The organism is Virgibacillus tibetensis, from assembly GCF_036026595.1.
Taxonomy (GTDB): domain Bacteria; phylum Bacillota; class Bacilli; order Bacillales; family Amphibacillaceae; genus Virgibacillus_P; species Virgibacillus_P tibetensis.
Genome location: NZ_JARZFX010000007.1, coordinates 102893 through 129356, shown reverse-complemented (window position 1 = coordinate 129356; position 26464 = coordinate 102893). Strand labels below are relative to the sequence as shown.

At 38.6% G+C, this 26464-nt stretch carries 27 protein-coding genes and 2 pseudogenes; 11 read left to right on the top strand and 18 right to left on the bottom strand.

From position 1 onward, the window contains the following. Nucleotides 1-30: 30 nt before the first annotated feature. The 4 genes from phnC to QGM71_RS14290 all read left to right on the top strand — a co-directional run bounded on the left by phnC (nt 31) and on the right by QGM71_RS14290 (nt 4081). Nucleotides 31-807 (top strand): phosphonate ABC transporter ATP-binding protein, encoded by a 777-nt coding sequence (gene phnC, locus QGM71_RS14305; protein ID WP_327608247.1) that lies wholly within the window; start codon nt 31-33, stop codon nt 805-807. Continuing rightward, nucleotides 804-1619 (top strand): phosphonate ABC transporter, permease protein PhnE, encoded by an 816-nt coding sequence (gene phnE, locus QGM71_RS14300; RefSeq protein ID WP_327608246.1) that lies wholly within the window; start codon nt 804-806, stop codon nt 1617-1619. Before phnC ends, phnE (QGM71_RS14300) begins: the two co-directional genes overlap by 4 nt. Continuing rightward, nucleotides 1619-2419: a phosphonate ABC transporter, permease protein PhnE gene (gene phnE, locus QGM71_RS14295; RefSeq protein WP_327608245.1), complete on the top strand. Its 801-nt coding sequence runs from the start codon at nt 1619-1621 to the stop codon at nt 2417-2419. The genes phnE (QGM71_RS14300) and phnE (QGM71_RS14295) overlap by 1 nt, the downstream gene beginning before the upstream one ends. An 81-nt stretch (nt 2420-2500) precedes the next feature. Then, a complete protein-coding gene (locus tag QGM71_RS14290) occupies nt 2501-4081 on the top strand; it encodes a bifunctional metallophosphatase/5'-nucleotidase (protein ID WP_327608244.1) in 1581 nt (526 codons plus the stop codon). A 65-nt stretch (nt 4082-4146) separates the two neighbouring features. Here QGM71_RS14290 and QGM71_RS21855 read toward each other — a convergent pair whose 3' ends face one another. From QGM71_RS21855 to QGM71_RS14275, 3 genes and pseudogenes are all read right to left on the bottom strand, one after another. Further along, nucleotides 4147-4509 (bottom strand): PepSY domain-containing protein, encoded by a 363-nt coding sequence (locus QGM71_RS21855; protein WP_407703036.1) that lies wholly within the window; start codon nt 4507-4509, stop codon nt 4147-4149. Between the two features lie 3 nt (nt 4510-4512). Beyond that, nucleotides 4513-4575 (bottom strand): annotated as a pseudogene (locus QGM71_RS14280) (hypothetical protein); the annotation flags it as partial. A 72-nt stretch (nt 4576-4647) separates the two neighbouring features. Next, nucleotides 4648-5211, bottom strand: coding sequence for a GNAT family N-acetyltransferase (locus QGM71_RS14275; RefSeq protein ID WP_327608243.1), 564 nt, complete (start codon nt 5209-5211; stop codon nt 4648-4650). Nucleotides 5212-5306: 95 nt separating this feature from the next. Here QGM71_RS14275 and QGM71_RS14270 point away from each other — a divergent pair, with 95 nt between their 5' ends. From QGM71_RS14270 to QGM71_RS14260, 3 genes are all read left to right on the top strand, one after another. Further along, nucleotides 5307-5948: a VOC family protein gene (locus QGM71_RS14270; RefSeq protein ID WP_327608242.1), complete on the top strand. Its 642-nt coding sequence runs from the start codon at nt 5307-5309 to the stop codon at nt 5946-5948. A gap of 86 nt (nt 5949-6034) precedes the next feature. Next, nucleotides 6035-6403, top strand: coding sequence for an ArsR/SmtB family transcription factor (locus tag QGM71_RS14265; RefSeq protein WP_327608241.1), 369 nt, complete (start codon nt 6035-6037; stop codon nt 6401-6403). Then, a complete protein-coding gene (locus QGM71_RS14260) occupies nt 6393-8510 on the top strand; it encodes a heavy metal translocating P-type ATPase (RefSeq protein ID WP_327608240.1) in 2118 nt (705 codons plus the stop codon). The genes QGM71_RS14265 and QGM71_RS14260 overlap by 11 nt, the downstream gene beginning before the upstream one ends. A gap of 180 nt (nt 8511-8690) precedes the next feature. On the opposite strand, the gene QGM71_RS14255 is transcribed toward QGM71_RS14260, so the two are convergent. The 7 genes and pseudogenes from QGM71_RS14255 to QGM71_RS14230 form a co-directional block, all read right to left on the bottom strand. Beyond that, nucleotides 8691-9089, bottom strand: coding sequence for a DUF3221 domain-containing protein (locus tag QGM71_RS14255; RefSeq protein ID WP_327608239.1), 399 nt, complete (start codon nt 9087-9089; stop codon nt 8691-8693). Between the two features lie 11 nt (nt 9090-9100). After that, nucleotides 9101-9337, bottom strand: coding sequence for a hypothetical protein (locus QGM71_RS14250; protein ID WP_327608238.1), 237 nt, complete (start codon nt 9335-9337; stop codon nt 9101-9103). A 197-nt stretch (nt 9338-9534) separates the two neighbouring features. Beyond that, nucleotides 9535-9714: pseudogene (locus QGM71_RS21850) on the bottom strand (carbon-nitrogen hydrolase); the annotation flags it as partial. A 190-nt stretch (nt 9715-9904) separates the two neighbouring features. Then, a complete protein-coding gene (locus QGM71_RS14245) occupies nt 9905-10225 on the bottom strand; it encodes a thioredoxin family protein (RefSeq protein ID WP_327608237.1) in 321 nt (106 codons plus the stop codon). Between the two features lie 73 nt (nt 10226-10298). Next, nucleotides 10299-11111, bottom strand: a complete 813-nt coding sequence (locus tag QGM71_RS14240) for a DUF368 domain-containing protein (RefSeq protein WP_327608236.1) — start codon at nt 11109-11111, stop codon at nt 10299-10301. A gap of 135 nt (nt 11112-11246) precedes the next feature. Next, entirely contained in the window at nt 11247-12368 is a 1122-nt protein-coding gene (locus QGM71_RS14235) for a CapA family protein (RefSeq protein WP_327608235.1), read from the bottom strand. Nucleotides 12369-12500: 132 nt separating this feature from the next. Continuing rightward, nucleotides 12501-13652, bottom strand: a complete 1152-nt coding sequence (locus tag QGM71_RS14230) for a thiolase family protein (RefSeq protein WP_327608234.1) — start codon at nt 13650-13652, stop codon at nt 12501-12503. A gap of 149 nt (nt 13653-13801) precedes the next feature. Here QGM71_RS14230 and QGM71_RS14225 point away from each other — a divergent pair, with 149 nt between their 5' ends. From QGM71_RS14225 to QGM71_RS14210, 4 genes are all read left to right on the top strand, one after another. Beyond that, nucleotides 13802-13954, top strand: a complete 153-nt coding sequence (locus QGM71_RS14225; protein ID WP_327608233.1) for a YfhE family protein — start codon at nt 13802-13804, stop codon at nt 13952-13954. A gap of 118 nt (nt 13955-14072) precedes the next feature. Further along, entirely contained in the window at nt 14073-15002 is a 930-nt protein-coding gene (locus QGM71_RS14220; protein WP_327608232.1) for an ABC transporter ATP-binding protein, read from the top strand. Next, the gene (locus tag QGM71_RS14215; RefSeq protein WP_327608231.1) at nt 14995-15942 is read left to right on the top strand and encodes an ABC transporter permease; all 948 of its coding nucleotides are present in this window, start codon (nt 14995-14997) and stop codon (nt 15940-15942) included. Before QGM71_RS14220 ends, QGM71_RS14215 begins: the two co-directional genes overlap by 8 nt. Nucleotides 15943-16059: 117 nt before the next feature. Beyond that, nucleotides 16060-16239 carry a hypothetical protein gene (locus QGM71_RS14210; protein ID WP_327608230.1) on the top strand — a complete coding sequence of 60 codons (180 nt, stop codon included), beginning with the start codon at nt 16060-16062 and terminating at the stop codon, nt 16237-16239. 231 nt (nt 16240-16470) lie between these two features. On the opposite strand, the gene arsC is transcribed toward QGM71_RS14210, so the two are convergent. The 8 genes from arsC to typA all read right to left on the bottom strand — a co-directional run bounded on the left by arsC (nt 16471) and on the right by typA (nt 26422). Next, nucleotides 16471-16893: an arsenate reductase (thioredoxin) gene (gene arsC / locus QGM71_RS14205; RefSeq protein WP_327608229.1), complete on the bottom strand. Its 423-nt coding sequence runs from the start codon at nt 16891-16893 to the stop codon at nt 16471-16473. 21 nt (nt 16894-16914) lie between these two features. Next, on the bottom strand, nt 16915-18213 hold the full coding sequence (locus QGM71_RS14200) for an arsenic transporter (protein ID WP_327608228.1): 1299 nt from the start codon (nt 18211-18213) through the stop codon (nt 16915-16917). Between the two features lie 27 nt (nt 18214-18240). Continuing rightward, nucleotides 18241-18573: an ArsR/SmtB family transcription factor gene (locus tag QGM71_RS14195; RefSeq protein ID WP_327608227.1), complete on the bottom strand. Its 333-nt coding sequence runs from the start codon at nt 18571-18573 to the stop codon at nt 18241-18243. Between the two features lie 226 nt (nt 18574-18799). Next, nucleotides 18800-19516, bottom strand: a complete 717-nt coding sequence (gene treR, locus QGM71_RS14190) for a trehalose operon repressor (protein ID WP_327608226.1) — start codon at nt 19514-19516, stop codon at nt 18800-18802. Between the two features lie 12 nt (nt 19517-19528). Then, nucleotides 19529-21190, bottom strand: coding sequence for an alpha,alpha-phosphotrehalase (gene treC, locus QGM71_RS14185; RefSeq protein WP_327608225.1), 1662 nt, complete (start codon nt 21188-21190; stop codon nt 19529-19531). A gap of 30 nt (nt 21191-21220) precedes the next feature. Further along, complete coding sequence (gene treP / locus QGM71_RS14180; RefSeq protein ID WP_327608224.1) at nt 21221-23152, bottom strand: PTS system trehalose-specific EIIBC component; 1932 nt, start codon at nt 23150-23152, stop codon at nt 21221-21223. 116 nt (nt 23153-23268) lie between these two features. Then, nucleotides 23269-24384 (bottom strand): PQQ-dependent sugar dehydrogenase, encoded by a 1116-nt coding sequence (locus tag QGM71_RS14175; RefSeq protein ID WP_327608223.1) that lies wholly within the window; start codon nt 24382-24384, stop codon nt 23269-23271. 211 nt (nt 24385-24595) lie between these two features. Further along, nucleotides 24596-26422 carry a translational GTPase TypA gene (typA, locus tag QGM71_RS14170; RefSeq protein WP_327608222.1) on the bottom strand — a complete coding sequence of 609 codons (1827 nt, stop codon included), beginning with the start codon at nt 26420-26422 and terminating at the stop codon, nt 24596-24598. Nucleotides 26423-26464 lie beyond the last annotated feature (42 nt).

The window sequence follows — 26464 nt, the reverse complement described above, 5'->3', positions numbered from 1 at the left end:
TTCAAGTATGTTATGGAGGAAGTACATATTATGATTGAATTTAAAGATGTTGGTCTTGTCTACCCTAATGGTACAGAAGGCTTAAAAAATATAAACGTCACAATTGAAGATGGGGAGTTTGTTGTAATCGTCGGATTATCAGGTGCTGGAAAGTCCACTTTCATCCGCAGTATTAACCGTCTTGTCACCCCCACTTCTGGCTCCCTGCTAATAGATAACGAAGATATACTTACATACCGCGGTGGTAACCTGCGTAAGCTTAGAACAAAAATTGGCATGATATTTCAAAGCTACAACCTTGTTAATCGCTCCAACGTTTTGAAGAACGTTTTGGCTGGCCGTTTAGGCCATACAGGAACACTACGTTCTATCTTAAATCTGTATAAGAAAGAAGATATCGGATTAGCTTATGAAAGTTTGCAGCGGGTAAATATCGCCGAAAAAATATATAACCGCGCAGACGAACTAAGTGGCGGACAACAGCAACGTGTAAGTATTGCCCGTGTACTTACTCAGAAACCATCGTATATTTTAGCCGACGAGCCTGTTGCCTCACTTGATCCACCAACTTCACATCAGGTAATGACTTATTTAAAAAAAATTAATAAGGAGGACAACATTACAACGATTGTTAACCTCCACTTTATTGATATGGCAATGGAATATGCTGACCGTATTATTGGAATGCGTGCTGGTGAAGTAGTATTTGACGGGCCTGTATCTGAGGTTACAGAGAAAACATTTGAAGAAATTTACGGCCGTACGATACGTGAGGATGACTTGCGTGGGGGGGCGAATGAATCGTGACGAAACAAAACAATTCATTGTCTCTGAAAAAGACACCACCTATTTATCCTGTTAAAACGAAAACACAAATTACGATAATATTCTTTGTTATCCTAGGATTCTACTTATTCAGTATGATGTATACGCAACGGGAAATGGTAGGTGGTTTCGGAAACGCACTTGGCAATATGGGAGTTGTTATTGAAAAGTTCTTCCCACCCAATCTGAAAGTCCTTCCGGCAGTTTGGGGACCAATGGCACAGACGATTCAAATGGCGATAATCGCTACTACTGCTGCCACCATATTAACCATCCCATTAGCTCTTTTATCAGCCCAAAACATCGCCACTTTTAAACCATTATATGTTTTTACAAGAACATTATTAAACATCTTGCGTACAATACCTGATTTGGTGCTCGCTGTTATATTCGTTGGTTTATTTGGGATCGGACTACTTCCAGGTATTTTGGCACTTTTTATATTTTCATTGGGAATACTGGCCAAACTAATCAGTGAAACCATCGAATCTGTAGATATGAATCCACTTGAAGCAATGCGGGCTTCTGGAGCAAATGTTTATCAGGTAATATTTTTTGGACTCGTTCCACAGGTTCTGCCACAATTCACATCGTTTGTACTTTATGTATTTGAAATAAACATACGTGCATCTGTTGTACTGGGATTAGTTGGTGCCGGCGGGATTGGATTGGTGCTTGATCAGCAATTAGGCTTCTATAATTATCCAAATGCGATGGCAATCATTATCATGATTTTCGTTGTAGTAATTGTTATTGAGTACATTAGCAATAAGTTAAGGGAGGCTCTGATATAATGACAACTTATTCATTACCTCCAAAACCGAAAAAATCACGATTTAAAATGATAAAGAAAGTAACAATCTTTCTTCTTATAATTGCGATGTATGTGTGGACTTTCCTGGGTATAAACATTGATTGGGGACGAGCGTTTGAGCGAGTAGTAAATAATTTCCACAGAGTAATTCCCAAATTATTCAGCCCCGACTGGTCGGCAACCAATGATGTTTTCTGGAGTATCCTTGAAACAATATTTATTGCCTTTGCAGGTTCACTAATGGCTGCTATACTGGCCATACCATTAGGATTTCTTGCAGCACAAAACATGACAGGAAGTAAAATTTTAACAACAGCCGGGAAATGGATTCTCTCTGCAGTACGTGCCTTTCCAGACATTATTCTAGCCATCTTGTTTGTTGTAGCAGTTGGGCCTAACGCTTTTGCTGGAGTACTTGCTATTGCCATCGGCTCTACAGGCATGTTGGGGAAATTGTACTCAGAAGTAATTGAATCCATTGATATGGATGTCGTTGAAGCAATGGAAGCAAATGGTGCGAATAAGATACAAATTCTATTTTACGGTGTAATGCCTCAGATCATTCCTGAGTTTTTATCGTATGCCATTTACCGTTTTGAAATTGATATAAGGGCATCATCTATCTTAGGTATTGTTGGTGCAGGTGGTATTGGTACGATGATTATCTTTGCTGCTAATAACCGTAATTGGAATGAAATGGGATTGATTTTATTGGCAATTATCATTGTTGTAACTATTATTGACTTTATTTCTGCACGAATTAGACGTAAAATTGTATAATGACAGAGAAGATAAGGAACGAATGAAAGAGTACATACTCTAAATTTCGTTCTTTATTTTTCATAGAAAGGATGTACCGTTTTGCAGGATAACTCAGCTAAAGTAACTATTTTATACACAAGTGACATCCATGGACATGCGATGCCAATTTTATATGGACCAAATGAACCTGCTGACATAGGACTTACTAAGTATGCAACTATTGTTAAAAAATACAGAGAAGAAAATGACCACTTACTTGTACTTGATAACGGAGATCTGATTCAGGGAACCCCATTAATGACTCATTATGTAAAGGAGCATATGGATAAAAAGAATCCACTGGTAGGCATTATGAACCGTATTGGTATTGATGCAGGTGTCATCGGTAACCATGAGTTCAACTTTGGTACGCAAGTTTTATCCGATGCTGTCGAACAATCAGAATTCCCATGGCTGTCAGCTAATATTGTTGATGAAAAAACGGACAAGCCCGCTTTCGGTCCCCCTTACATTATAAAGAAATTAGATAATGGAATTAAGATTGCAGTTATCGGGGTTACAACTCATTATATTCCTAATTGGGAATCACCTGAGCATATTAAAGGAATTCGGTTTGATAATGCCTTTCACTCCTTACAAAAATGGGTTTCTCATATCCGTGAAGCAGAGAAACCTGATGTTCTAATTGTTTCCTACCACGGTGGATTTGAAAGAGATATTATCACAGGTGAACCAACAGAGGCATTAACAGGCGAAAATCAAGGTTATCAAATGTGCCAGGAAATTGAAGGAATTGATGTCCTGTTAACAGGACATCAGCACCGAACCCTGACTGGCAGAATTAATGGCGTTTTAGTAGTTCAGCCTTCAAAGAACGGTCACGCCTATGGTGAGGTACAGATTGACCTTATGAAAAGCAATAGAGAATGGAATATAACTGCTAAACGAGCTGTGGTACAAACACTTGATCAAGTTGAATCAGCTCCGGAAATATTGCGGTATATGACTAGTTTGGAAAGATCCACTCAGAATTGGCTGGATCAACCCATCGGCTATATAGAGGGCGACATGTCAATAAAGAACCCATTTGAAGCCAGGGTAACAAAACATCCGTTTATAGAGTTTATCCAAAATGTACAAATGGACGCAAGTGGGGTTGATATATCTGTTACCTCCCTGCTAAATAACAGCTCTGAAGGCTTCTCATCTGTTGTAACCATGCGTGATATAGTTGCTAATTACATGTACCCCAACACACTGGTTGTGCTTGAATTAACAGGTAAGGATATTAAAGATGCTTTAGAAAAGAGTGCGGCTTACTTTGTTTTAGACGAAAACCAAGGAATAGGTGTCAACCCCACCTATGTGGAACCGAAACCCCAGCATTATAATTATGATATGTGGGAAGGGATTGAGTATAAAATAAATATCAGTAAACAAATTGGTTCACGCGTTGAATATATCCACTATCATGGCAAACAGCTTAAAGCAGATGCATCCTGCCACGTCGTCTTAAACAATTATCGAGCAACTGGTGGTGGTAATTATGATATGTTTAAGCATAAACCTGTCATTAGGGAAATTCAGAAGGACGCAGTCGAATTAATTCGTGACTATTTCGAAAAACACAAAACTGTTAAAGCGACCACAACGGAAAACTTTAGTGTTACCGTGGAGTAAATTAGCGTTATAGTATTCCTTTAAAAAATAAGCTACCAGCATTTATACTGGCAGCTTATTTTTAACTAATTATCATCTCTATCAATGGATAAAACTAATATTTCTCCTGTGTATGCATCGATATCAATTTCTGCTTCTTCATTCCCATTTTCAATTTCAATTTCATAAATCAACCGTCCATCATCCTCATCCAATTCCACTTCAGTAATCGTACCAGAGAATGAATTCAGGGCTATTTCTTCTGCTTCCTTCATACCAATTACTGCTTTCGTATGGTCTTTCGGCTTCTCATTATCTTTCTTATCGGATTTCTCATCAGGCTGTTCATCAGCTTCCTTTTTTTCTTTCTCATTTATAGCTAGGTCTGCATCCTCCGATTTATCTTCGTTATTAGCTTTCGCTGTCGACTCTTTTTCTCTGATTTTCAAAACCTCTCCTGAGTTCCCATCAAGCTTTAAGTCATATTCTCTACCTTCACTTTCCACTTCAACCTCATAGAAAACTTTATTAAATTCTTTGTCTCATTTTATAAACAACTAGTACTTCTTAAGATTGAAAGAATGCAACTACTTAATTTTTGCATATATACATGTATCTCTTAATTCAGCTCCATCCACAGCAACCGAATCATTATAATGAACCCCTTCCAGTGTGTAGCCTAGTCGTTCGGCTACCGCTATGCTCTTCAGATTCTTCGTATCACATTGGATCTCCACTCGGCGGGCATTTAATTCATTAAATGCAAACTCAGTTACCCCCTGAACTGCTTCGGTTATATACCCATTGCCTGTCTTTCTACTATCAATCCAATAACCAATTTCAAATTTAGGAACTTCCCAGTCGATCCGATGTAATCCAGTACAGCCAATGAAATCCTTTGTTTCCCGATTAAATATATGAAGACGCAGATCCTCTCTCTTTAAAAAATTAAGGTGCGCTTCCCTCACATTCATCTCTGTTTCGTCCACTGTTTGATCCCGCTGAGCAAACGGCAGCCATTTTTTTAAATCCTGCTTACTGGCCAGGATTGCTTTATGAACTTCGTTGCCATCCCCAGGTAGCGGCATTCGAATGAATAATCTTTTTGTATATAGTTCGTTTGGAAAATCTTTTAGTATTGCTTTTTGCATAATTCAGGCTACTTCCCTTCAATAATAATTTTTTCTCCATTATACTTAGTATCAAGATGAATTGAAAGAAAATTCGAATCAGGAGGTTTTTTATAATGCTGGCAATAGACCATATTATTATTACAGCAAAAGATCCGGAAAAAGCAGCGAAGGACTTTAGTGAGAAAAATGATGTTCCCATTGTCCAAGGTGGTAGACATGAGAACTGGGGTACGTATAATTACCTCGCTTATTTTTCGAGTGAAAGTTACATTGAGTGGATAGGTATTTTTGATGACACGATTGCAAATACTTCCGATAACCCACTAATTAAGCAGGTAGTTAATGCCCTTACAAATGGAAAGGAAGAAGTCATTCAATTTGCGTTTCGTACGGATCGCATGGACAAGTACATCGCGTATTTTGCAAAAGAAAATATTCCCTGTACTGGCCCCTTTTCTGGCAGTCGAAAGAAGCCCGATGGGTCAATGCTGAAATGGCGTATGCTTTTTCCGGATACAGAGAGGATGCTTCCTTTTTTAGTTGAGTGGGGAGAAGTTAAAAACGTACCAGAGGAAGGTAAACTTATAAGTGATCAGCATATAGATCAGATTAATTTCGGAACGGAGGATGTTAATTCTTTCAAACGCATATTCCAAGGAGAGTTTCACGACGGTATGATACAGTTGGAAAATGGCAAGATAAAACTAATAGACAGTGGTAAACCAAGTTTCATAATTGGTAGTAATACTATCTAAATTGTCGATTCCTTTGACATTCAAACCATTACTTGAATATAATTATATTCAAGCACTTATTTGAATGAATGTAAGGAGTGGTAGTCATGCCAAAAGATATATGCGAAGTTACCTGTGTTCATATAGATAAAGTTAAGCGTGTTAAACAGCTAATGGTAAACGAACCAATAGCAGAGGTCAGTACGATTTATAAGTTATTAGCAGATCCGAACAGATTACAAATTGCATATGCCTTACTAATTGAGGAAGAACTTTGTGTATGTGATATTGCTGCTATTTTAGAAGCAACAACCGCCACAACTTCCCATCATTTACGCAAATTATACAAAGCTGGGATAGCTGCTTACCGTAAAGAAGGAAAGCTCGTCTACTATTCTTTGTATGATTCACATATTAAAGAATTAATCCAACAGGCATTTGTTCATATGAAGGAGCATTCAACCCATGTCAGTTAACGAAAAGGTTCAACAGACATATCGGTTACAGGGACTATCCTGTACAAATTGTGCTAAAACATTTGAAGATAATGTAAAACGAATTAATGGTGTACAAGATGCCCATGTGAATTTTGCTGCTTCAAAAATTGCCATTGAAGGAAATCCCTCCATTACTGAAATTGAAAAGGCTGGTTCTTTTGACCATATAAAAATCATTCAAGATAACGAAGAAAGCACGAAGCAGAAGGGTCCCTTCTGGATTCGATATGATCGGCTGCTCTTAGCAACTTTATTTATTATTCTTGGCTTTGTTGCTTCCTTTCTTTTTGATGATACACACTATATAACAACTCTTCTACTTGCTTCAGCTATTCTTATAGGCGGGTTATCTCTTTTTCGAGCCGGCTTAATAAACCTGAGCCGCCTGCAGTTTGACATGAAAACACTAATGACGATTGCCGTAATTGGTGCGGCCATTATTGGTGAATGGAAAGAAGCAGCAGTAGTTGTTATTCTGTTTGCGATTAGTGAAGCACTTGAAACCTATTCTATGGATAAAGCCCGAGCATCGATTCGTACTTTAATGGGAATCGCTCCGAAGAATGCTTTAATTATACGAAATGGAAAAGAAGAGTCTGTACCTATTAAAGATATTGCCATTGGTGATGTGATGATAGTTAAACCTGGTGATAAAATTGCTATGGATGGCGTAGTTTTAAAAGGGTACTCCTCCATTAACCAAGCACCGATCACTGGGGAATCAATTCCCGTCGAAAAACAAAAGGATGAACAAGTATTCGCTGGAACGATAAATCAGGACGGATTTCTGGAAATAGAAATCACTAAAAAAGCTGAAGATACCACCATTGCAAAAATTATACACTTGGTTGAAGAGGCCCAGGCAGAGCGTGCACCTTCCCAAGCATTTGTAGATCGGTTTGCAGCTTACTATACACCTGTAATCATTGCGATTGCCATTCTCGTCGCAGTTATTCCACCACTTTTGGGAGGATCCTGGAGTGCATGGTTCTATCAAGGGCTGGCAGTCCTCGTTGTCGGATGTCCATGTGCATTAGTCATCTCTACTCCTGTTGCAATTGTTACAGCAATCGGAAATGCTGCCCGAAACGGTGTGCTCATTAAAGGGGGCGTATACCTCGAACAGATCGGGTCACTTAAATCGATTGCATTTGACAAAACAGGAACACTGACAAAAGGAACACCGGTTGTAACAGATGTAACGTACTACACAGAGAATCGCGAAACCGCTCTATTAAATTTAGCTGCACTAGAAAATAAGTCACAACATCCATTAGCAAAGGCCATTTTAGATCACACAAATGAACAGGGTATTGATTATACTGCAACTAAAGTAGATCATTTTACTACACTTCAAGGAAAAGGTATTAAAGGAAGTATAAATGGAGAAACAATCTATGTCGGCTCGCCAAAACTTTTCGAAGAATTATATGGGCAACCACTTGACGAAAAACTTTCCTTAACAATAGCTGACCACCAAGCAGCAGGGAAAACGATCATGCTCTTTGGTACAGAAAACCAGGTTTTCTTATCTATTGCACTGCGTGATGAACTAAGAAATGAAAGCAAATCTGTTATCTCTCAATTACACAAACAAGGAATCAGACACTCATTCATGCTTACTGGTGACCATCCTCAAACGGCAGAAGCTTTAAGCCAGGAACTCGGAATAACAGATAGTAAAGCAGGCCTCTTACCTGAAGACAAACTTCACTTTATAAAAAAATACCGAAAGCAGTACGGAAATATAGCTATGGTTGGGGACGGTATAAATGATACACCAGCATTAGCTGCATCAACTGTTGGTATAGCAATGGGTTCTGCCGGAACAGATAGTGCTCTTGAAACGGCAGATATTGCACTTATGGCAGACGACCTGCAAAAACTACCTTACGCCGTGAATTTAAGTCGAAAAGCACTTACGATAATCAAGCAAAACATTACATTTTCAATAGGTATTAAAATTGTTGCATTGTTACTCGTCATCCCTGGCTGGCTGACATTATGGATAGCTATTTTCGCCGATATGGGAGCAACCTTACTCGTAACATTAAATGCACTGCGATTGTTGAAAATAAAGTCTTAATTGAATAAAGTAACTTCTACTTCATGTTGACTATTATTCCTTATATAAACAACCTAATCACCGCCTTTAATTGTTACCTATATTATTAACGCGGCGAATCGGTGAAGTTTTTTCTGACAAAGAAATAAGCTTGACAGCCCTAAGAGAGCAGCGATCGCTGCTCTCTACTTATGATCCACACTACTTAGGGGCATCATCTCCATCAATTTTTTCGATATAATAGGCTTTTATCTGACTTGGAGATGATTCTCTCAGATGATCACCATAAACACGTACCCGTTGGTTTACCTTAAGACCACTAAATAAGCTGAACTTATTTGCTTCGTCATGTCTTGACACAATGGTGTAGTTTGAGTTTAAAGCTAGATTCATAGCTAACCTTTCCCATATACTAACTGGTTCTTTCACCAGCCATATCGAACCAAATTTTTTGGATGCTACATAGCCCCCTATGGTCATGTAACCATGTGTTAAATCAACTGGGGGGCCCTTAGGTATTAGTCCGTTAAGGGTAGACGACAACGCTAAGACAAGTAAACAGGCTATCAGGAATCTTTTATATGGTGGTGACTCAACCAAGTTAAACACCCCTAACCATTTCCAGTCACTAATATAAATGTCAACGCTCGATACGGCATCAAGGAAGTGTTTTGAACTTTATGTCTACCATCTGGTCCTAATACCGCAGAGGGAGATACCTTTTGATTTTTTTCCTCGCCTGTCATCTCAAAGGAGTTTTGTGTCTCAACAGAGAGGTCTTTTGCAAAGACACTGCTAGTTGAAAAGAGTAGAGCCAAGATAACTAATAAAAATACCCTTTTTCTCATAATCTACCTCCTATTTTATTATAATCTGTATTAATTATACTGAATTTTACCCAATTTGCATATAATTGGAAATGTATGTAGACGAACAACTATTAAAGATTCCAAACTGGTACTCGATGAGAATCGAACAACACTTTGCAAGCGTTAAAAAGCGCCAATTCCGTAGATTAACTGCGGAATTGGCGCTTAATTAAAGATCAGTCCACTTCAGTTTGGATATTTTTATAATTCACTTCAAACAAATACCTGCCGCAATCGCGGAGCTGTCAGACAGTGCTGGATCTGAGCTGGCGGCGGAGGATTTCCAGATCGACATCGCCAAAGACGACTATCTCAATATTCGTGTTATACTCACCGACGGTGACATCGCGAACAAAAGTATTAGATATTAAAGTTGTAAGGATGTTCTCCTTCATGAACGATGTAGATTTGGAGCTATTACATAAGACAATAAAATCTGCAAACGTGTTGGGGTTATCTGGGCAAATCCCAAAGTAAAAAAGCATTTCAACACCTTAAAAAGAAAAAGACGATCGTTCATCCTTATAGATGAAGATCGTCTTTTCCTTATCCCAATTGCTGATGTAAAAACTCGGTTACTGATTCAGGTGATTTTGTATAAGCACTATGCTGATGTGCCTTTTTCTCTCCATTTTGGAAAATCAAAATGCTCGGGATCCCCATTACTTCATACTTCTCAGCCAAACCTTTTATCTCGTCACTGTTCACTTGAAACCACTTATAATTATTGAATTCATCCAAAACGTCACCGATGAACATGTCCATACGCTTACAATCCGGGCACCAATCTGCAAAGAATTTAACAATCACTGGCTCTTCACTTTCAATAACCTTATTAAATTGCTCTTCTGTTTTTATATATTCCATTTCATTAACACCCCTTAATGATTACTTCAATCTCTATTGTATCTATTTTTCTGACGTTTGTCTTACAGTTTGCTTAAGCTCGGTATTCCACTTTCCCCAGAACATAAGCTGCAAATAGACCGGCTGCAAATGCTACGATACTTACAAGCACAAGCGCAGTTTCATTAGGCCATCCCGGGAATACAACAATTATAGAACCAATCACTAATCCAATAACCACAGCAAATGTACCTGCTCGATAGTTAATCAGAAAAAAGTTTACAATTTTACTCATAACTACAATTCCGAGAACAATACCAATTCCTGTTACAGCAATTACATCTAGTTTTAAATTACTGATAGCTGAAATAACAGTTGGGTACACACCAGCAATCACTAGAATCAGCGCCCCACTAATCCCTGGTAAAACCATGGCAGCACTGGCAATAAATCCTGAGAAGAATAATAGGATATATGTTGAGAATGTTATTTGTTGAATTACGGTACCTTCATCTGGATTAAAAACCATCAAGCCGACAATAGTTGCCCCAATAATTAATAACACAACATGCTTTGCCTGAAAGGAACTTCTTGCATCCGCTTTATGAAACAGCAACGGCAAAACACCTATGATTAACCCCATAAAAAAGAATTGTACTGGTCCGGGGTATTTAACAAGTAACCATTCCAGCAAGTTAGCCAATGAGAGTATTGCTATTATAATCCCTATTCCAAGTGGAAGGAGAAAACCTATATGTTTCTTCCATTCTTTACTCATAAATCCATTAATAGAGGCGATTAATCTATCATAAATACCTAGTAATACAGCAATAGTTCCGCCACTCACACCAGGTATTACATCACTGGCACCCATTATCATGCCACGATATATATTTTTCCACTCCATCTTAATAATCTCCCTTATGTATCAAAATCCTTTAATTATGCAAACATAGATTTATAATATCAAATTATACGCTTAATTTATATAAATAATGCCCAAACTGTTTAAACACAATTTGGGCATGATGATGGATTGTTACTATTTTTCCAGAAATTCAAGTTCGGGCATCCATTGTGACATATGTGCTTTGATTTCTTCATAATGCATGTCCGATCCGGCTAAATCATTATTGCTCAGCTGGTACATAGGAAGCACTTCATAGTCAGTATCATCATCTTGGAACTTAACAAATGTTGGAGTGAATTGCGGAGCTATAACCTCTATTTCTCCACGAATATTTTTTGTAATGGTAACATGTAAAATTCCACCAATTCGGCGGTAAAGCTCATACTGTCCTGATAAGAAATTGCCCAGGGAATAAGCTGCTAGAGTCTTATTCCCATTTTTACCAATCACCCATTCCATTGGTTGTAAAACATGCGGGTGATGTCCCAGCACGATATCCACACCTTGATTCGCAGCAAATTGAACAAGCTCCTTTTGTTCTTCACTTGGCATTCTTTCGTATTCGTTGCCAAAATGCAGGCTAAGAGCAATTACATCTGCCATATGTTGTTTTTCTATTAAATTTACCAGATAATCTTTTCCCGTTGGAACTGGAATGCCATTGGTACCATATGTGTACGCCAGAAAAGCAATGGAGATACCTTCTTTTGTTTCCAACACACGAATAATATTACTATCTTCCTGACTTTTAAATGCACCTGTATACATCATATCAATGAATTTCCAATATTCAATGGCTTGATCAACAGCTTCCTCGCCCCGGTCCAATGTATGATTATTGGCTAGAGAAACAACATTTATACCAATATCTTTAAGTGCATCTCCAATTTCATGTGGGCTGTTAAATCTTGGATAGGTGGATAACCCTAGTTCGTCCCCCCCAATCATTGTTTCCTGATTAGCAAAAGCAACAGTCGAATCATTTATAAATGGTTCTACGTGTTCAAGCATTGGCATAAAGTCATATTTACCATCTATTTTGGCATCCTCATACACTCGTTCATGAATTAATATATCCCCAACAGCTGTAAGCGTTATTTCCTGCTTACTTTTCTTTGGTTCTCTATTTTCTGCTGCTCTCTCACTATGATCCTTTACAATAGCATTATCTTTCGCTGAGTTATCAGTACATGCTACTAAGGCTGTGCATAGGAATAATAGAATTAGCCCCCATACTGGCTTACCCCTTTTCATAGATAGAATCTCCTTAGTTTTTTTTCCTATCATACCACGAAAGGGAGGTAAAAATAACCAGTTAACAAAAACCGTTGCCAGTGGTGGGACTTTCTAATCTTACTCTCCTGCCTTAGCTTCCTTCCGTACCATCTAATCTAACTTCTCAATAATCGTTGCATTTGCCATTCCCATTCCTTCACATATAGCAAGCAGTCCATAACGGCCATCTGTACGCTCTAATTCATTAACTAAGGAAACGAGTAGCTTTGTACCTGTCGCGCCTAATGGATGGCCTAAGGCAATTGCCCCACCGTTAACGTTTAGTTTTTCCGAGTCTGCACCTGTATCCTGCAGCCAGGCTAGTGGGACGGAAGCAAATGCTTCATTCACTTCATATCGCTCTATATCCTCAATCGATAAATCCGCTTTCTCTAAGACCTTCTTTGTTGCTGCGATTGGTCCTGTCAGCATGAATGTAGGATCTGACCCTATAACCGTACGTGCTACTATTCTGGCTCTTGGTTTTAAACCTAGTTGTTCTGCTTTCTCACGAGACATTAATAACACTGCACTTGCACCATCACTCATTTGACTAGCGTTGCCCGCCGTGACTTTCCCATCTTCTTTAAAAACTGTCCTTAATCCTGCCAATACTTCCAGTGAGGTATTTTCGCGAGGTCCCTCATCCACCTTTACCTCTTTTGTTTTTCCCTCAGAATCAGTTACTTCGACAGGAACAATTTCCTTTTTGTAATTACCTTGTTTAATAGCTTTTATTGCTCGCTCATGACTTTGTAAGGAAAACGCATCCAACTTTGCTCTGGAAATCCCCCAATGGTCAGCTATTCTCTCAGCAGAGATTCCCTGATTAACAATTTCATACTTTTCAGTTAATTGTTCGCTTGGTTTTGTCTCTCCCATATTTGAAGCCATGGGAACACGTGTCATGCTTTCCACGCCGCCTGCAATAACTATATCCATATCACCAGAGGCGATTGCTTGTGCACCAAAGTGTACCGCCTGCTGACTCGACCCACATTGACGATCTATTGTTACTCCTGGTACATGGGTTGGAAACCCCGCAATTAAGGCGGCTGTTCTAGCAATATTCCCTCCTTGTTCATTAACTTGAGTCACACATCCTAAAATGATATCTTCAACAATTCCTTTATCAATAGTTGCCCGTTTAACTAAATCATCCAATACCACTGCAGCCAGCTCGTCTGGTCGGTAATTTGCAAACATGCCTTTTCTGCGGCCAACCGCTGTACGGCACCCTTCAACAATAACAACTTCTCTCATGTCTCCACCTCGTATATTTTGAATTTTAAGTTACCTTAAGTATACCTACAAATTTATATTACTTAAAGGCCTAGGATACGTTTCATTTTCAAATTTCAGGGAACATGATGTATATAACAAAGATCATTAAAAGAAAGGATTTTTATAAAATGAGAAATCAATATCAGCCAACAAAAGATAAGCAGCTTTCGGATGCTCAGGAAGTGCATTATTCCAGAGATTTTAAGCAGGCCGACATTGCCGGAGGCTATCGGAAGCAACGGGTAAAAGAAGCGAAAAATAACAATCCTGATTTAAAATAAAATATAGTTCGATCAGCACCTTGCTACTAAAAAGCAAGGTGCTTTTTTTACTTTTCCTGAAACTATTTTGCGATAGTTAACGTACTATTAAGGAGTTTGTAAATTGGAGGTATAATATATGTCACAAATTGCCATGGAATTAATAAATGTCAAAAAAACAATTGGCAAGAAAGAAATTATTAAAGGACTTAGTTTTACTATTAATAAAGGTGAAGTGTTTGGTTTTATCGGTCCAAACGGAGCAGGTAAAACTACTACCATACGAATGATGGTGGGATTAATGGGACTTACAGACGGGGATGTGCACATCCTTGGTAACAGTATCAAAACCAACTTTAAAGAAGCAGCTCAGGAGGTAGGCGCAATTGTCGAAAATCCTGAAATGTATCCTTTTATGACTGGTTGGCAGAATTTGATGCATTATGCCAGAATGATGCCTGGCATCTCACAAGAGCGTTTAAAGGAAGTAATATCTCTTGTAGGCCTGGAGAATCCAATTAAGGAAAAAGTAGGGAAATACTCTTTGGGTATGCGTCAGCGTTTAGGTATAGCCCAAGCATTACTGCATAATCCTTCTATTTTAATTTTGGATGAGCCTACAAATGGACTGGATCCCGCCGGAATTCGTGAGATTCGCCAATACATAAGAAGGTTAGCGGAACAGGAAAATGTGGCTGTAATTATCTCCAGTCATCTTTTATCAGAGATTGAACTCATGTGTGATCGCATTGGCATTATAAAAAATGGGGAACTTGTAGCCATTCAATCGGTAAATGGTGGTGTCGATTCGGATCTGGAGACCCTAAATCAGCAGATTAAAATGGAAGTAACTCCACTCAATCAAGCAATTGATCTTATAAAAAAGCATCACAATATTGATGCGACAACTGCAAGTAATTCTCTTTCCTTCACAAGTGAAAAAGAATCTATTCCCTTAATTATTCAAACACTGGTAAACCATAATATCTCTATTTACCAAATAGGTATATCTAAGTCTACCCTGGAGGATAAATTTTTTGATTTGATTGGAGAGAATACAATTGAGTAACTTTTTCAAGCTAATTTATAATGAACTGATTAAAACATATATACGTAAATCTACTTGGGCTATGTACATCATACTCGCTCTATTAATTATCGGTCTGGGTTTTTTAACGAATACATATGAGAAAACTGCAGATAACTACGACCAGGACAATTGGCGAGAGGTATTACACGAGGAAAATGAAGTATATGTTAAAGAAGAAGAAGAGTATTTTGATGGTATGAATTCGCATCTCATTGAAGAGAACAATTATTACCTAGAGCATGACATACAGCCTACTGGCTTTGGAACATGGCAATTTGTACTGGAAAATCAGTTATTGTTATCACTAGTGAGCTTGCTTACAATAATTATTGCAGCCGGAATTGTAGCCAATGAGTTCAGATGGGGAACAATTAAGCTCCTGCTTATCCGTCCAATATCACGAACAAAAATCCTGCTATCCAAGTATATATCTGTACTGGTGTTCGCTCTCTTTACGTTGCTATTTGTTTTATTTTTTTCGTTAATTATCGGGGCTATTTTCTTCGGTCTAGATGGCCTCAATCCATCAATTGTTATAGAGAAAAGTACTGGTTTGGCATATGTTCCTGTGATTGGTGAAATTGTTTCAGGATATGGCTATAAACTAGTTAACTTGGTTATGATGGCTACATTTGCATTCATGATATCAACCATCTTTCGAAACAGTGCGCTTGCAATTGGAACTGCCATTTTCCTAATGATGGCCGGCAATCAAATTGTTGTGTTTTTCGCTGAGCGGAGTTGGGCAAAGTATATTCTGTTTGCAAATACAGATTTAAGTCAGTATACGCATGGAAATGCCCCTTGGATTGATGGGATGACTCTAGGTTTTTCCATACTAATGTTGATCATTTATTATGCCTTTTTCCTTCTTTTATCTTGGATATTCTTTACAAAAAGAGATGTTGCTGGAAATTAATTAAGCCAGTCTATTTAAACTTCACCTATTATTATGGTATAAATAGAGATAAACATATCTATAAATAGAGTGGATAGGAAATTTAGCACGATCATACCTAACATTGGGGTGTTATACGTGAAACGTTATTTGACAGCTTTCTTTATCGCTCTCAGTGGAATCATTTTATTAATTGGCTTGCGAACAGATTTCCAGTGGAATGGAATTGTATCATGGGGGTTATCTTTTATCTCCTTGTTATTCGCAGCATATTACACAAAGTACATTCCTAATGAAAAGAAGAGCAAAAAATCGTAAACTTTAGTTGCAGAAGAGACTGTGATGAGCAGTCTCTTTTTTATCTATGCTGAAATGGGCACATCCTGGTACAGTTTCGAGTTCATTGTTCCAAGCTGGTTTTTAGGTAATTGCAATTGATTTTTCAGAAATCATTAAATCCGGAGGCTCATTTCGTTGCTGTACATTGCTATTACAAAGAAATAACAAAAGCGTCAGCTGGTTAATTACTCCAACTGACGCTTTTATACGTTATTTCCCTGTTTCTTTGAATTGAATAATACGTGCCTCTATTTGATCCCGGACCCGCTCAAACACTTGCCATTTTTCTTCATCGGTACCTTCCGCTTTCGCTGGGTCATCAAAACCCCAATGCTCCCTTTTTACATGGGATGGCGTCACCGGACAATTATCCCGTGCATCCCCACATAAGGTAACTGCGAATTCTGCATTATTTAAAATTTCCTGATCAATCACGCTTGATTCCTGATCTTTAATATCAATGTCTACTGCGCTCATTGCTTTGACTGCTAATGGATTCAAACCGTGTGCTTCAATACCTGCACTTCTTACATCCCATCTTTCACTAAGGTGCTTTTTGCCAAAACCTTCCGCCATTTGGCTACGGCATGAGTTTCCTGTACACAGAAAATATAGTATAGGCTTTTTAGACAACTAAATCACTCCTCTTGATTTTTAGAATAGAATTAAGGTTAAATACAACCCGATTAATGTTATAAATAATGTTGGTATAGTTAAGATTAATCCGACTTTAAAGTAGTATCCCCATGAAATTTTCACTCCTTTTGTTTTCAGTACGTGAAGCCATAGAAGTGTCGCAAGTGAGCCAATTGGTGTAATCTTCGGCCCAAGGTCACTACCAATAATATTTGCATAAATCAGCCCTTCTTTTACTACTCCCGTAGCATTCGTGTCTGCAATGGCCAATGCGTCTATCATAACTGTTGGCATATTATTCATTAAGGAAGATAAGACAGCGGCGATGAAGCCCATTGACATTGTTGCAACAAATAAACCTTGATCGACTGCAAGATTGAGTACATTAGCAAGCAAATCAGTCATTCCAACATTTCGCAGTCCATAAACAACTACGTACATACCAACGGAGAAAAATACGATCGACCACGGAGCTCCTTTAACTACCTTAACGGTTTCAACTGCTTTACTGTTTCGACCCATCAATAAGAAAATAATGGCAACTGCCCCGGCCACAAAGGATACTGGAATGTTCAGGAATTCACTGGTAAAGTAACCAATCAGTAATACACCTAAAACTACCCAGGATATTCGGAACATCTTTTCGTCTTTGATAGCACTTCTCGGCTCTTTCAATTCGTTAGTATCATAGTTTTTCGGTATGTCTTTCTTAAATACCAGATAAAGTACCGTAATACTTGCCAGTAATGAAAAAATGTTAGGAATAACCATACGAGATGCATATTCGATAAACCCGATGTCAAAAAAGTCTGCAGAAACGATGTTAACTAAATTACTCACAACAAATGGCAGTGACGTGGTATCAGCAATGAATCCGCTGGCCATAATAAACGGCAAAATAAATGTATCTTTAAACTTCAGCGCCCGGACCATCGCCAGTACAATTGGTGTAAGAATGAGTGCAGCACCATCATTTGCAAATAAAGCAGCAACAACTGCACCTAGTACAGTAATATAAATAAACATTTTCACACCGCTGCCATTAGCTAAACGGGCCATATGTAATGCAGCCCATTCGAAAAATCCTATCTCATCCAAAACCAACGAGATGATAATGATGGCAACAAATGCCAGGGTTGCGTTCCACACAATATCTGTTACTGCAACCACATCTTCAAATGTAACAACGCCTGCGATTAATGCAAGAATAGCTCCAAATAGTGCTGAATAACCAATCCCCAGGTTCTTCGGTTGCCAAATAACTAATACAAGTGTTATTAAAAATATAAGTAGTGCTAAAACTGTTAATACATCCAATCTGTTAATCCTCCCACGTAATACAGACTAACATCCCTTAGCCTGTTTCATTTTTTCTATAAGATCAGGCTGATCAGGAACGAACTTCAACACATGTTCAACTAGTAAATAATGTGTTGTTTCTTCATTTATCGAATAATAAATCCATTGGCCTCTTCTCTCTTCTTTCACCAGCTTAGCATCTCGTAATTTACGTAAATGCTGACTTATGGATGGCTGGGACATTTCAAGTGCTTCTACTAATTCACATACACATGCCTGTTTCGTACGTAGTAAGCTGAATATAGTTAAACGAGTTCGATCACCTAGTAATTTTAAAATCGGAACCATTTCTTCCAGGGTTATTTCCGTTTTCAGCATATACATCATCCCCTTTTAGCAACTATATAATTAAGTGCTTATATAAGCATATAATATAAATATGAGGGCAGCAACCGTTTTAAGTTATTTTTTATAAAATTTACATATGCTTAATAAAGTGAGGGGCGCCCGCGCTGGACTTGGCTCTTGCTGTCAGAGCGTTTTATAGATGCAAATTAAAATAAAAAGCCGCTCTGTATACGAATAACAGAACGACTTTTCGATATTAATTTTTAATTCTTCTAGCAAAGTCCACGAATCTGAATTTATCAGGACGATGTCTTGACTCTGTATATTGAAACAAGCTTGTATCCTCTAGATACACCAAACTTTTGATAACCACAACATTTGAATAACCTTCTAAGTCCAATAGCATCCGATCTTCATCTGTTGGCTCTTCCACAATGATTTCCTTTTGGGCAAAGCTTATGCTTAAGCCCAGCTCATTTTCTAAATGCGCATAAATAGAGTTCTCACAAATAGATTCGGAAAGCATAGGTACATATTTTTCGTTGAAGTAATCTTTATCTAAAATTACCGTTTCACCAGAAATTCCACGAACGCGAAATACCTTCCAAATCTTGTGCTGTTCCTCACTACCCAACACTTTATGAACATTACTTGCCGATTCCAGGTACGATAACTCAGTGACAGTAGTTTTCGTGTCTAACCCCAGATTGTCCGTTAATTCTTTAAAGCTGACTATCCCAGACACTGGGAAATCCACTTTATTTACATCAATAACTACGGACCCTTTACCGCGCAATTTTTGAATATATCCGTTTTGAGACAGTAGATTTAATGCTTTTCTTATCGTCTCACGTGAAGTGGAATACATTCCTGTCAACTCATTTTCGGATGGTAGCATCGTTGACGTGGGCCATTCCTCTGTCTGGATTTTTTTAACTAATTCATAATAGATTGCCATATATTTTTTTTGCATACTCATACCTCATTATCTCACATAATACACAACAGACTCATAGGGTCTTAACGTTAAGCTTTTCAGTTCTAATCCAGAGTCTTCATAGTTTGAAAGCAGAATTTCTGCACGTTCAGCCTTATCTATAGGGAGATGTACTGTAACTTCTTCTGTATAGAAGTTATTTACGACTACTAAAGTCTCTTCCTCCCACTTGCGTGTATATGCAAATAGTTGTGGATTATCCTTATAAAGCAGTTGAAAGTCCCCATAGGTAATAATATCATACTTCTTACGTAATGAAATCAACTGCTGGTAATGGCTGAAGACAGAGTTCGGTTCCTCTAAAGACTTTTTAACATTAATTTCGGGGTAATTAGTTGATACTGGTATCCACGGTTCATCAGCACGTGTAAAACCACCGTTTTTATCAGCAGACCACTGCATAGGCGTTCTGGCATTATCACGGGATTTCTGTTGCAGGATTTCTATAATTTCCTGTTCAGATTTACCTTCCAGACGAAGATTTTCATATGCGTTAAGTGACTCCACATCACGATATTCATGGATTGATGTGAAATTGGGGTTAGTCATCCCAATTTCTTCTCCCTGATAGATATAAGGTGTTCCGTTCATCATATGCAATGTTGTTGCAAGCATTTTTGCTGACTTTACATGATACTTTCTCTCATTGCCAAACCTGGAAACTGCGCGTGGTTGGTCATGATTGCACCAGAACAGAGCATTCCAACCCTTCCCCTCATGCATTCCTGACTGCCAATGGGATAAAATTTTCTTCAACTCCAAAAAGTCAAATGGTGCCTTGGTCCATTTTTCACCATTTGGATAGTCTACTTTTAAATGGTGAAACTGAAATGTCATATCAAGCTCCTGACGATCTGGCCTTGTGTATAATATACAATTTTCTAGTGTGGTAGAAGACATTTCACCAACAGTCATCATGTTGTATGGCGTAAGGACTGCTTGGTTCATTTCATGTAAAAATTCATGAACGCGTGGACCGTCTGTGTAAAACCTCCGACCATCTCCATGCTCATCATTAGGAAAACGCTGATCCTTGGAAATTAAATTTATAACGTCCAAGCGAAAACCGTCAATTCCTTTCTTTGCCCAGAAGCGTATCATGTCGTACAATTTTTCTCGAAGTTGTTCATTTTCCCAATTTAAATCTGCTTGCGTCCGGTCAAATAAATGCAGATAATATTGTTCAGTCTTTTCATCAAATTGCCACGCTGAACCACCAAATTTGGATTGCCAGTTAGTTGGCTCTGCCCCATTAACAGCGTCCTTCCATATATAGTAATCACGGTATTCATTATCTTTAGAGGTCACTGCTTTCTTGAACCACTCATGCTCTGTTGACGTATGGTTTATAACAAGGTCCATAATTAATTTCATACCACGTTCATGTGTTTCATCCAATAACTGTTCGAAATCATCCATCGTTCCATACATCGGTTCAATGGTATAATAATCGCTAATATCATACCCATTATCTTTTTGCGGAGACTGATAAACGGGTGTCAGCCAAATGACGTCGATACCTAATTTTTTGATGTAATCCAATTTCTGAATTATGCCCTGAATATCACCTATTCCATTACCTGTTGTATCGTTGAAGCTTTTCGGGTAAATTTGATAAACAGTTGCCCTCTTCCACCACGATTCGCTCATTGCCTCACCTCTATATTCTAGTTGTATTAATTAGTTCCTGAGTTTACGTTTAGCGATAATATACGTAATGACAAATGGTACTACTATAACGATAATCATCCCAATTCCAAATGAAATCCAACTTTCTGGAACAATGGAAAGAATACCTGGTACTCCTCCTACGCCAATAGAAGTAGCTAATACATTTTGCATTGTAATAAATGCACCCGCAATGGATGAACCTATTACCGCAGCAACAAATGGATATTTAAATCTTAAATTAACTCCAAACATAGCGGGTTCGGTTATGCCCAACCATGCAGATATACCTGAAGTTCCAGCCAGACCTTTTAACTTTTCGTCTTTTGCTACTTTCATCATGGCAAAGGCCGCAGCTCCTTGAGCAATATTTGATAGTGCAAGAATTGGCCATAAGAATGTTGTATCCGTACTTCCAATTAATTGGAGGTCTACTGCCAAGAATGTATGGTGCATCCCAGTAATAACCAACGGTGCATAAAGCGCTCCATAAACAAGACCACCAAGAATAGCAAATTGATCAAATACTGCAACTAATCCATCTGTTACCCAATTACCAATTACAAATGTTACTGGTCCGATAATAAGGAATGTAAGAAAGCCGGTTACTAATAGTGCAACTGGGGCAACAATTAATAACTGAAGTGAATCCATTACACGTTTTCTTAGAAAAATTTCTATTTTTGCTAATAACCATGACGCAAATAAAACTGGTAGAACTTGGCCTTGGTAGCCAATCTTATCAATTTCCATTCCAAACAGATTCCAGGTAGGGATTCCGCCTTCTTCTAATGCGTCACCATATGCCCAGGCATTTAGTAAATCCGGGTGAACTAAAATCAGACCGAGAACAATCCCGAGTAATTCATTTCCACCAAACCGTTTCACTGCAGACCAGCCGATTAAAGCTGGCAAAAATACGAAGGCTGTATTCGCGATGATGTTTATCATGTCAGCTAAGCCAGCCCACTGTGGATACATCTCAATAACCGATGGTGCATTTCTACCAAAGATACCAGGGTTGGCCAGAATATTATTAATCCCCATCAACAGACCTGCTGTTACAATTGCTGGGAGAATTGGAATAAATATATCAGCAAGAACTTTGATCGCCCGCTGCAATGGGTTTTGTTTCTTACCACTGGCGGCTTTTACTTCTTCTTTAGAAGCTTCACCAACCCCTGTTTCTTCAACCATCGCAGCGTACACTTTATCAACAGTTCCTTGTCCGATAACTACTTGAAATTGCCCGTTTGTTGTAAATGTTCCTTTAACAATATCCATATTATCGAGAACGTCACGATCTACTTGGTCATCATCATCGAGGGCAAAGCGTAATCTTGTTACACAATGTGTTGCTGCATTGATGTTATCGATACCACCAACTGCTGCCACAATTTCTTCTGCTTCCTTCCCATACTGCATAGAGTTTTCCTTTTTTACCTTTCCTGATTGTTTTGCAGATTCATCTTTATCTTTCATTTTCACTTGGAAAAGCGTAGATTCTCCTGCAGTCACATGATCATCACGTACTATCTCAAAGGAATCGAAATCTGCTCCATTCGTAATGATTATTGGAGTAATGTGACTAGCTGCTTTTTCTTTTATATATTCCAGGTCGAATGTAACTAAGGGATCTCCAACTCTAACTTTATCCCCTTGCTTTACATGCGCTTCGAAACCCTCGCCGTCCAAAGATACTGTTTCCAGTCCAATATGAATCAATACTTCAATCCCAGATTTGCTTTGAAGGCCGATCGCATGTTTCGTCGGGAATAGTTGTACAACTTCGCCATCTATCGGGGCCAGTACACTTCCGTCACTGGGTTCTATTGCTAAACCGTCTCCCATCAGTTTTTGTGAAAAGGTAGGATCTGGCACATTCTCAAGTTGTATAACACTTCCACTTAGTGGGGAGTAAATTACTTCTGGTTTGCTATTCAATGCATAACCTCCTTGTATACTTACCTTACTTGTATATACATGTATTAATTAGTAGTATAACTTGTATATACAAGTTATACAAGGGCTTACAGTAAATTTAATCTCTACTTCACTCTTTAATGTAATTGGCTTTTTGGAATAGGTATGAACAGTAATTGATCATCATTTTCAGAGGGAGTGCCACGCCCGTCTGTATTATTCGTAATAATATATATTCCATCATCAGTAGCTAACGCATCACGAACACGCCCTACATCTGAGACAATTAGTTCCTCACTTTTATTCATCGGGTCGAATTTTCTCAATGCTTCTCCTCTTAGAGCAGCAAAATAAAAATTACCATTGAAATAAGTCATACCAGATGGTGCCCAAGTTTCATTCCCCGAATGAATAACAGGAGGTTCCATTCCCTCTCCTGTTTCATCTCCTTCGATAGCCGGCCATCCATAGTTACCACCTGCTTCTACACGGTTGATTTCATCATGAGCTTCTGCTCCATGCTCTGTAGCATAAAATTCTCCATTTGGCCCCCAGGCAAGTCCTTGAGGATTACGGTGGCCATAAGAATAAACGAAAGAGTTATCGAATGGATTATCTTCCGGAATAGAGCCATCCAAGTTCATGCGAAGTATTTTACCGGCTAGACTATTCAAGTCTTGTGATAATTCGGGATTAGCAGCATCACCTGTTGTTATATAGAGCTTATGATCAGGGCCAATTTCAATTCTGCCCCCCTGATGAAATTGTCCACCAGGAATTCTATCCAGTAATACATCCGTCTCCACCCACTGCTCACTTGATTCTTCAATTCTTACAACCCGTTGAAAATAGTCGTCGCCATTCTGATAGGAATAATAAGCGATTGCTTCATTTGTTTCCGGGTAGTCATCGGAGAAGGCAATACCTAAAAGTCCAGCCTCTGGTTGTTCAGCAAGATTTTTGTCAAACTGTACTGATTTTCTCGAATAATCGCCATCAGAAATTGTAACAATTGCCCCATTTCGCTCACTAACATGAATCTCGTCGTCAAGGATCGCTATTGCCCATGGTTCCTGAAGGTTTTCAGCGATGACTTTTCGGTCTGTATCCGCCGCATCTTGCTCCGGATTTTTATTTTTTTGTTCCCCCTGATGAGTATCTCGTTCTGTTGGCTGATCTGAATTTTCACATGCAGTTAATACAACTACGGCTGATACAATAAAGAAAAAATATCGAATAGCAGAACACCTCACAGTAGTTTATTTTGCTTTTAGTGTATATATGATTCATAGAAAGCACAAAGAATGGAGACTAGCTTATCCTTTACTGATGACGTGTTTTTATCTGTATACCACGAATTTTCTACACCTACTCCTTTAATTTTTACAGATTACAAATTAGTCCCTCTTAAAAAGCAAAAAACCGGCAGATGCCTAAAGGCTCCTACCGGTCTCTATACTGTTGTTATACACTTGATTTCTTTGATGCCTTTTCCCGCTCGTTTTTGTTTAAAATCTTCTTACGCAAACGAATGGACTCTGGTGTTACTTCGCAATATTCATCATCAGCAAGATATTCAATTGCTTCTTCCAAAGACATTTCTCGGGTTTTTCTAATTGTAGAAGTTTGGTCTTTATTCGCCGAACGAACATTCGTTAAATGTTTTTCTTTCGTGATATTAACAGTTAGATCATTCTCACGGTTATGTTCACCAACAATCATTCCGGCATAAATTTCGGTACCAGGTTCTACAAAAATAGTTCCACGGTCTTCCAATTGCATTATGCCATATGTTGATGCTTTGCCATTTTCCAATCCAACAAGAACACCCTCACGTCTTCCACCAACCTGACCTTTAATAATTGGTTCATAGGCTTCGAAGGTATGATTAATAATTCCATAACCACGTGTCTGTGACATAAATTCCGTAGAATAACCAATTAAGCCGCGAGATGGCACCTTAAACTCCAATCGGACCTGTCCATTACCATGGTTGACCATGTCCTGCATTTCGCCTTTTCGCGCTCCAAGTGACTCCATAACAGCCCCTTGATATTCTTCAGGTACATCTACTTGTACACGTTCGACAGGCTCACATCTTACACCATCAATCTCCTTGACAATAACCTGTGGCTTGGAGAGCTGTAGTTCAAAGCCTTCTCTGCGCATGTTTTCAATCAAAATCGACAGGTGTAACTCACCCCGTCCTGATACAGTCCAAGCATCTGGTGAATCAGTTGGTTCTACCCGTAAACTAACATCTGTCTCCAGTTGCTTCAATAAGCGTTCTTCAATTCTTCGTGAGGTAACGTATTTACCCTCACGCCCAGCAAAAGGACTGTTATTAACTACAAATGTCATTTGCAGGGTTGGTTCATCAATTCGCAACAACGGCAATGCTTCTGGATGACTTGGCGGACAAATCGTCTCACCTATGTTTATATCTTCCATTCCAGCAAGGGCTACGATATCCCCTGAGATCGCCTCTTCAATTTCGATTCGTTTTAATCCTGTAAAACCAAATAATTTGCTGATACGGAATGGTTTTTTCGTACCGTCTTCCTTCATCACAACGACCTGTTGTCCTAAACTAATCTTACCCCTGAACACTCGCCCAACTCCTATACGTCCAACATAGTCGTTATAATCAAGCAAGGTGACTTGGAATTGTAACGGCTCGTCTTCTGTATTTGCTGGTGCAGGAATATGTTCTAAGATAGTTGTAAAGATAGGATCCATCGTTTCTTTCTGGTCATCCGGCTCTAATCCTGACGTACCATTTAGTGCAGATGCGTAAACAACAGGGAATTCCAATTGTTCATCATCAGCGCCAAGCTCAATAAATAGATCAAGAACCTCGTCAATAACCTCTGTTGGTCTAGCGTTCGGACGGTCTATTTTATTCAAAACAACGATTGGTGTCAGTTTTTGCTCTAACGCTTTCTTCAACACGAAGCGTGTTTGGGGCATAGTCCCTTCATAGGCATCAACAACTAAAGCTACACCATCAACCATTTTCATAATTCGTTCCACTTCGCCACCGAAGTCTGCGTGACCAGGTGTATCCAAAATATTGATAGCAGTATCATTATATTTAATTGCTGTATTTTTTGCCAAAATTGTTATACCACGTTCTCTTTCAATATCGTTAGAGTCCATAGCTCGCTCATTCACTTGTTCATGTTCATGAAAAGTTCCTGAATATTTTAACAGCTGATCCACCAGTGTCGTTTTACCGTGGTCAACGTGGGCAATGATAGCAATGTTACGAATATCTTCTCTTAAATGCATAAAAAGTACGCTCCTCTATAATTACGGGATGTTTCAAACCAT

Excerpts from the sequence above, each read along its gene's own strand:
- QGM71_RS14260 (WP_327608240.1), top strand. The coding sequence starts at position 6,393 with ATGTCAGTTAACGAAAAGGTTCAACAGACATATCGGTTACAGGGACTA.
- phnE (WP_327608245.1), top strand. The coding sequence starts at position 1,619 with ATGACAACTTATTCATTACCTCCAAAACCGAAAAAATCACGATTTAAA.
- QGM71_RS14275 (WP_327608243.1), bottom strand. The coding sequence starts at position 5,211 with ATGCAAAAAGCAATACTAAAAGATTTTCCAAACGAACTATATACAAAA.
- QGM71_RS14270 (WP_327608242.1), top strand. The coding sequence starts at position 5,307 with ATGCTGGCAATAGACCATATTATTATTACAGCAAAAGATCCGGAAAAA.
- QGM71_RS14230 (WP_327608234.1), bottom strand. The coding sequence starts at position 13,652 with ATGAGAGAAGTTGTTATTGTTGAAGGGTGCCGTACAGCGGTTGGCCGC.
- QGM71_RS14235 (WP_327608235.1), bottom strand. The coding sequence starts at position 12,368 with ATGAAAAGGGGTAAGCCAGTATGGGGGCTAATTCTATTATTCCTATGC.
- QGM71_RS14220 (WP_327608232.1), top strand. The coding sequence starts at position 14,073 with ATGTCACAAATTGCCATGGAATTAATAAATGTCAAAAAAACAATTGGC.
- phnC (WP_327608247.1), top strand. The coding sequence starts at position 31 with ATGATTGAATTTAAAGATGTTGGTCTTGTCTACCCTAATGGTACAGAA.
- QGM71_RS14250 (WP_327608238.1), bottom strand. The coding sequence starts at position 9,337 with ATGAGAAAAAGGGTATTTTTATTAGTTATCTTGGCTCTACTCTTTTCA.
- QGM71_RS14240 (WP_327608236.1), bottom strand. The coding sequence starts at position 11,111 with ATGGAGTGGAAAAATATATATCGTGGCATGATAATGGGTGCCAGTGAT.
- QGM71_RS14245 (WP_327608237.1), bottom strand. The coding sequence starts at position 10,225 with ATGGAATATATAAAAACAGAAGAGCAATTTAATAAGGTTATTGAAAGT.
- treR (WP_327608226.1), bottom strand. The coding sequence starts at position 19,516 with ATGCAAAAAAAATATATGGCAATCTATTATGAATTAGTTAAAAAAATC.
- treC (WP_327608225.1), bottom strand. The coding sequence starts at position 21,190 with ATGAGCGAATCGTGGTGGAAGAGGGCAACTGTTTATCAAATTTACCCG.
- QGM71_RS14265 (WP_327608241.1), top strand. The coding sequence starts at position 6,035 with ATGCCAAAAGATATATGCGAAGTTACCTGTGTTCATATAGATAAAGTT.
- QGM71_RS14225 (WP_327608233.1), top strand. The coding sequence starts at position 13,802 with ATGAGAAATCAATATCAGCCAACAAAAGATAAGCAGCTTTCGGATGCT.
- QGM71_RS14195 (WP_327608227.1), bottom strand. The coding sequence starts at position 18,573 with ATGCTGAAAACGGAAATAACCCTGGAAGAAATGGTTCCGATTTTAAAA.
- typA (WP_327608222.1), bottom strand. The coding sequence starts at position 26,422 with ATGCATTTAAGAGAAGATATTCGTAACATTGCTATCATTGCCCACGTT.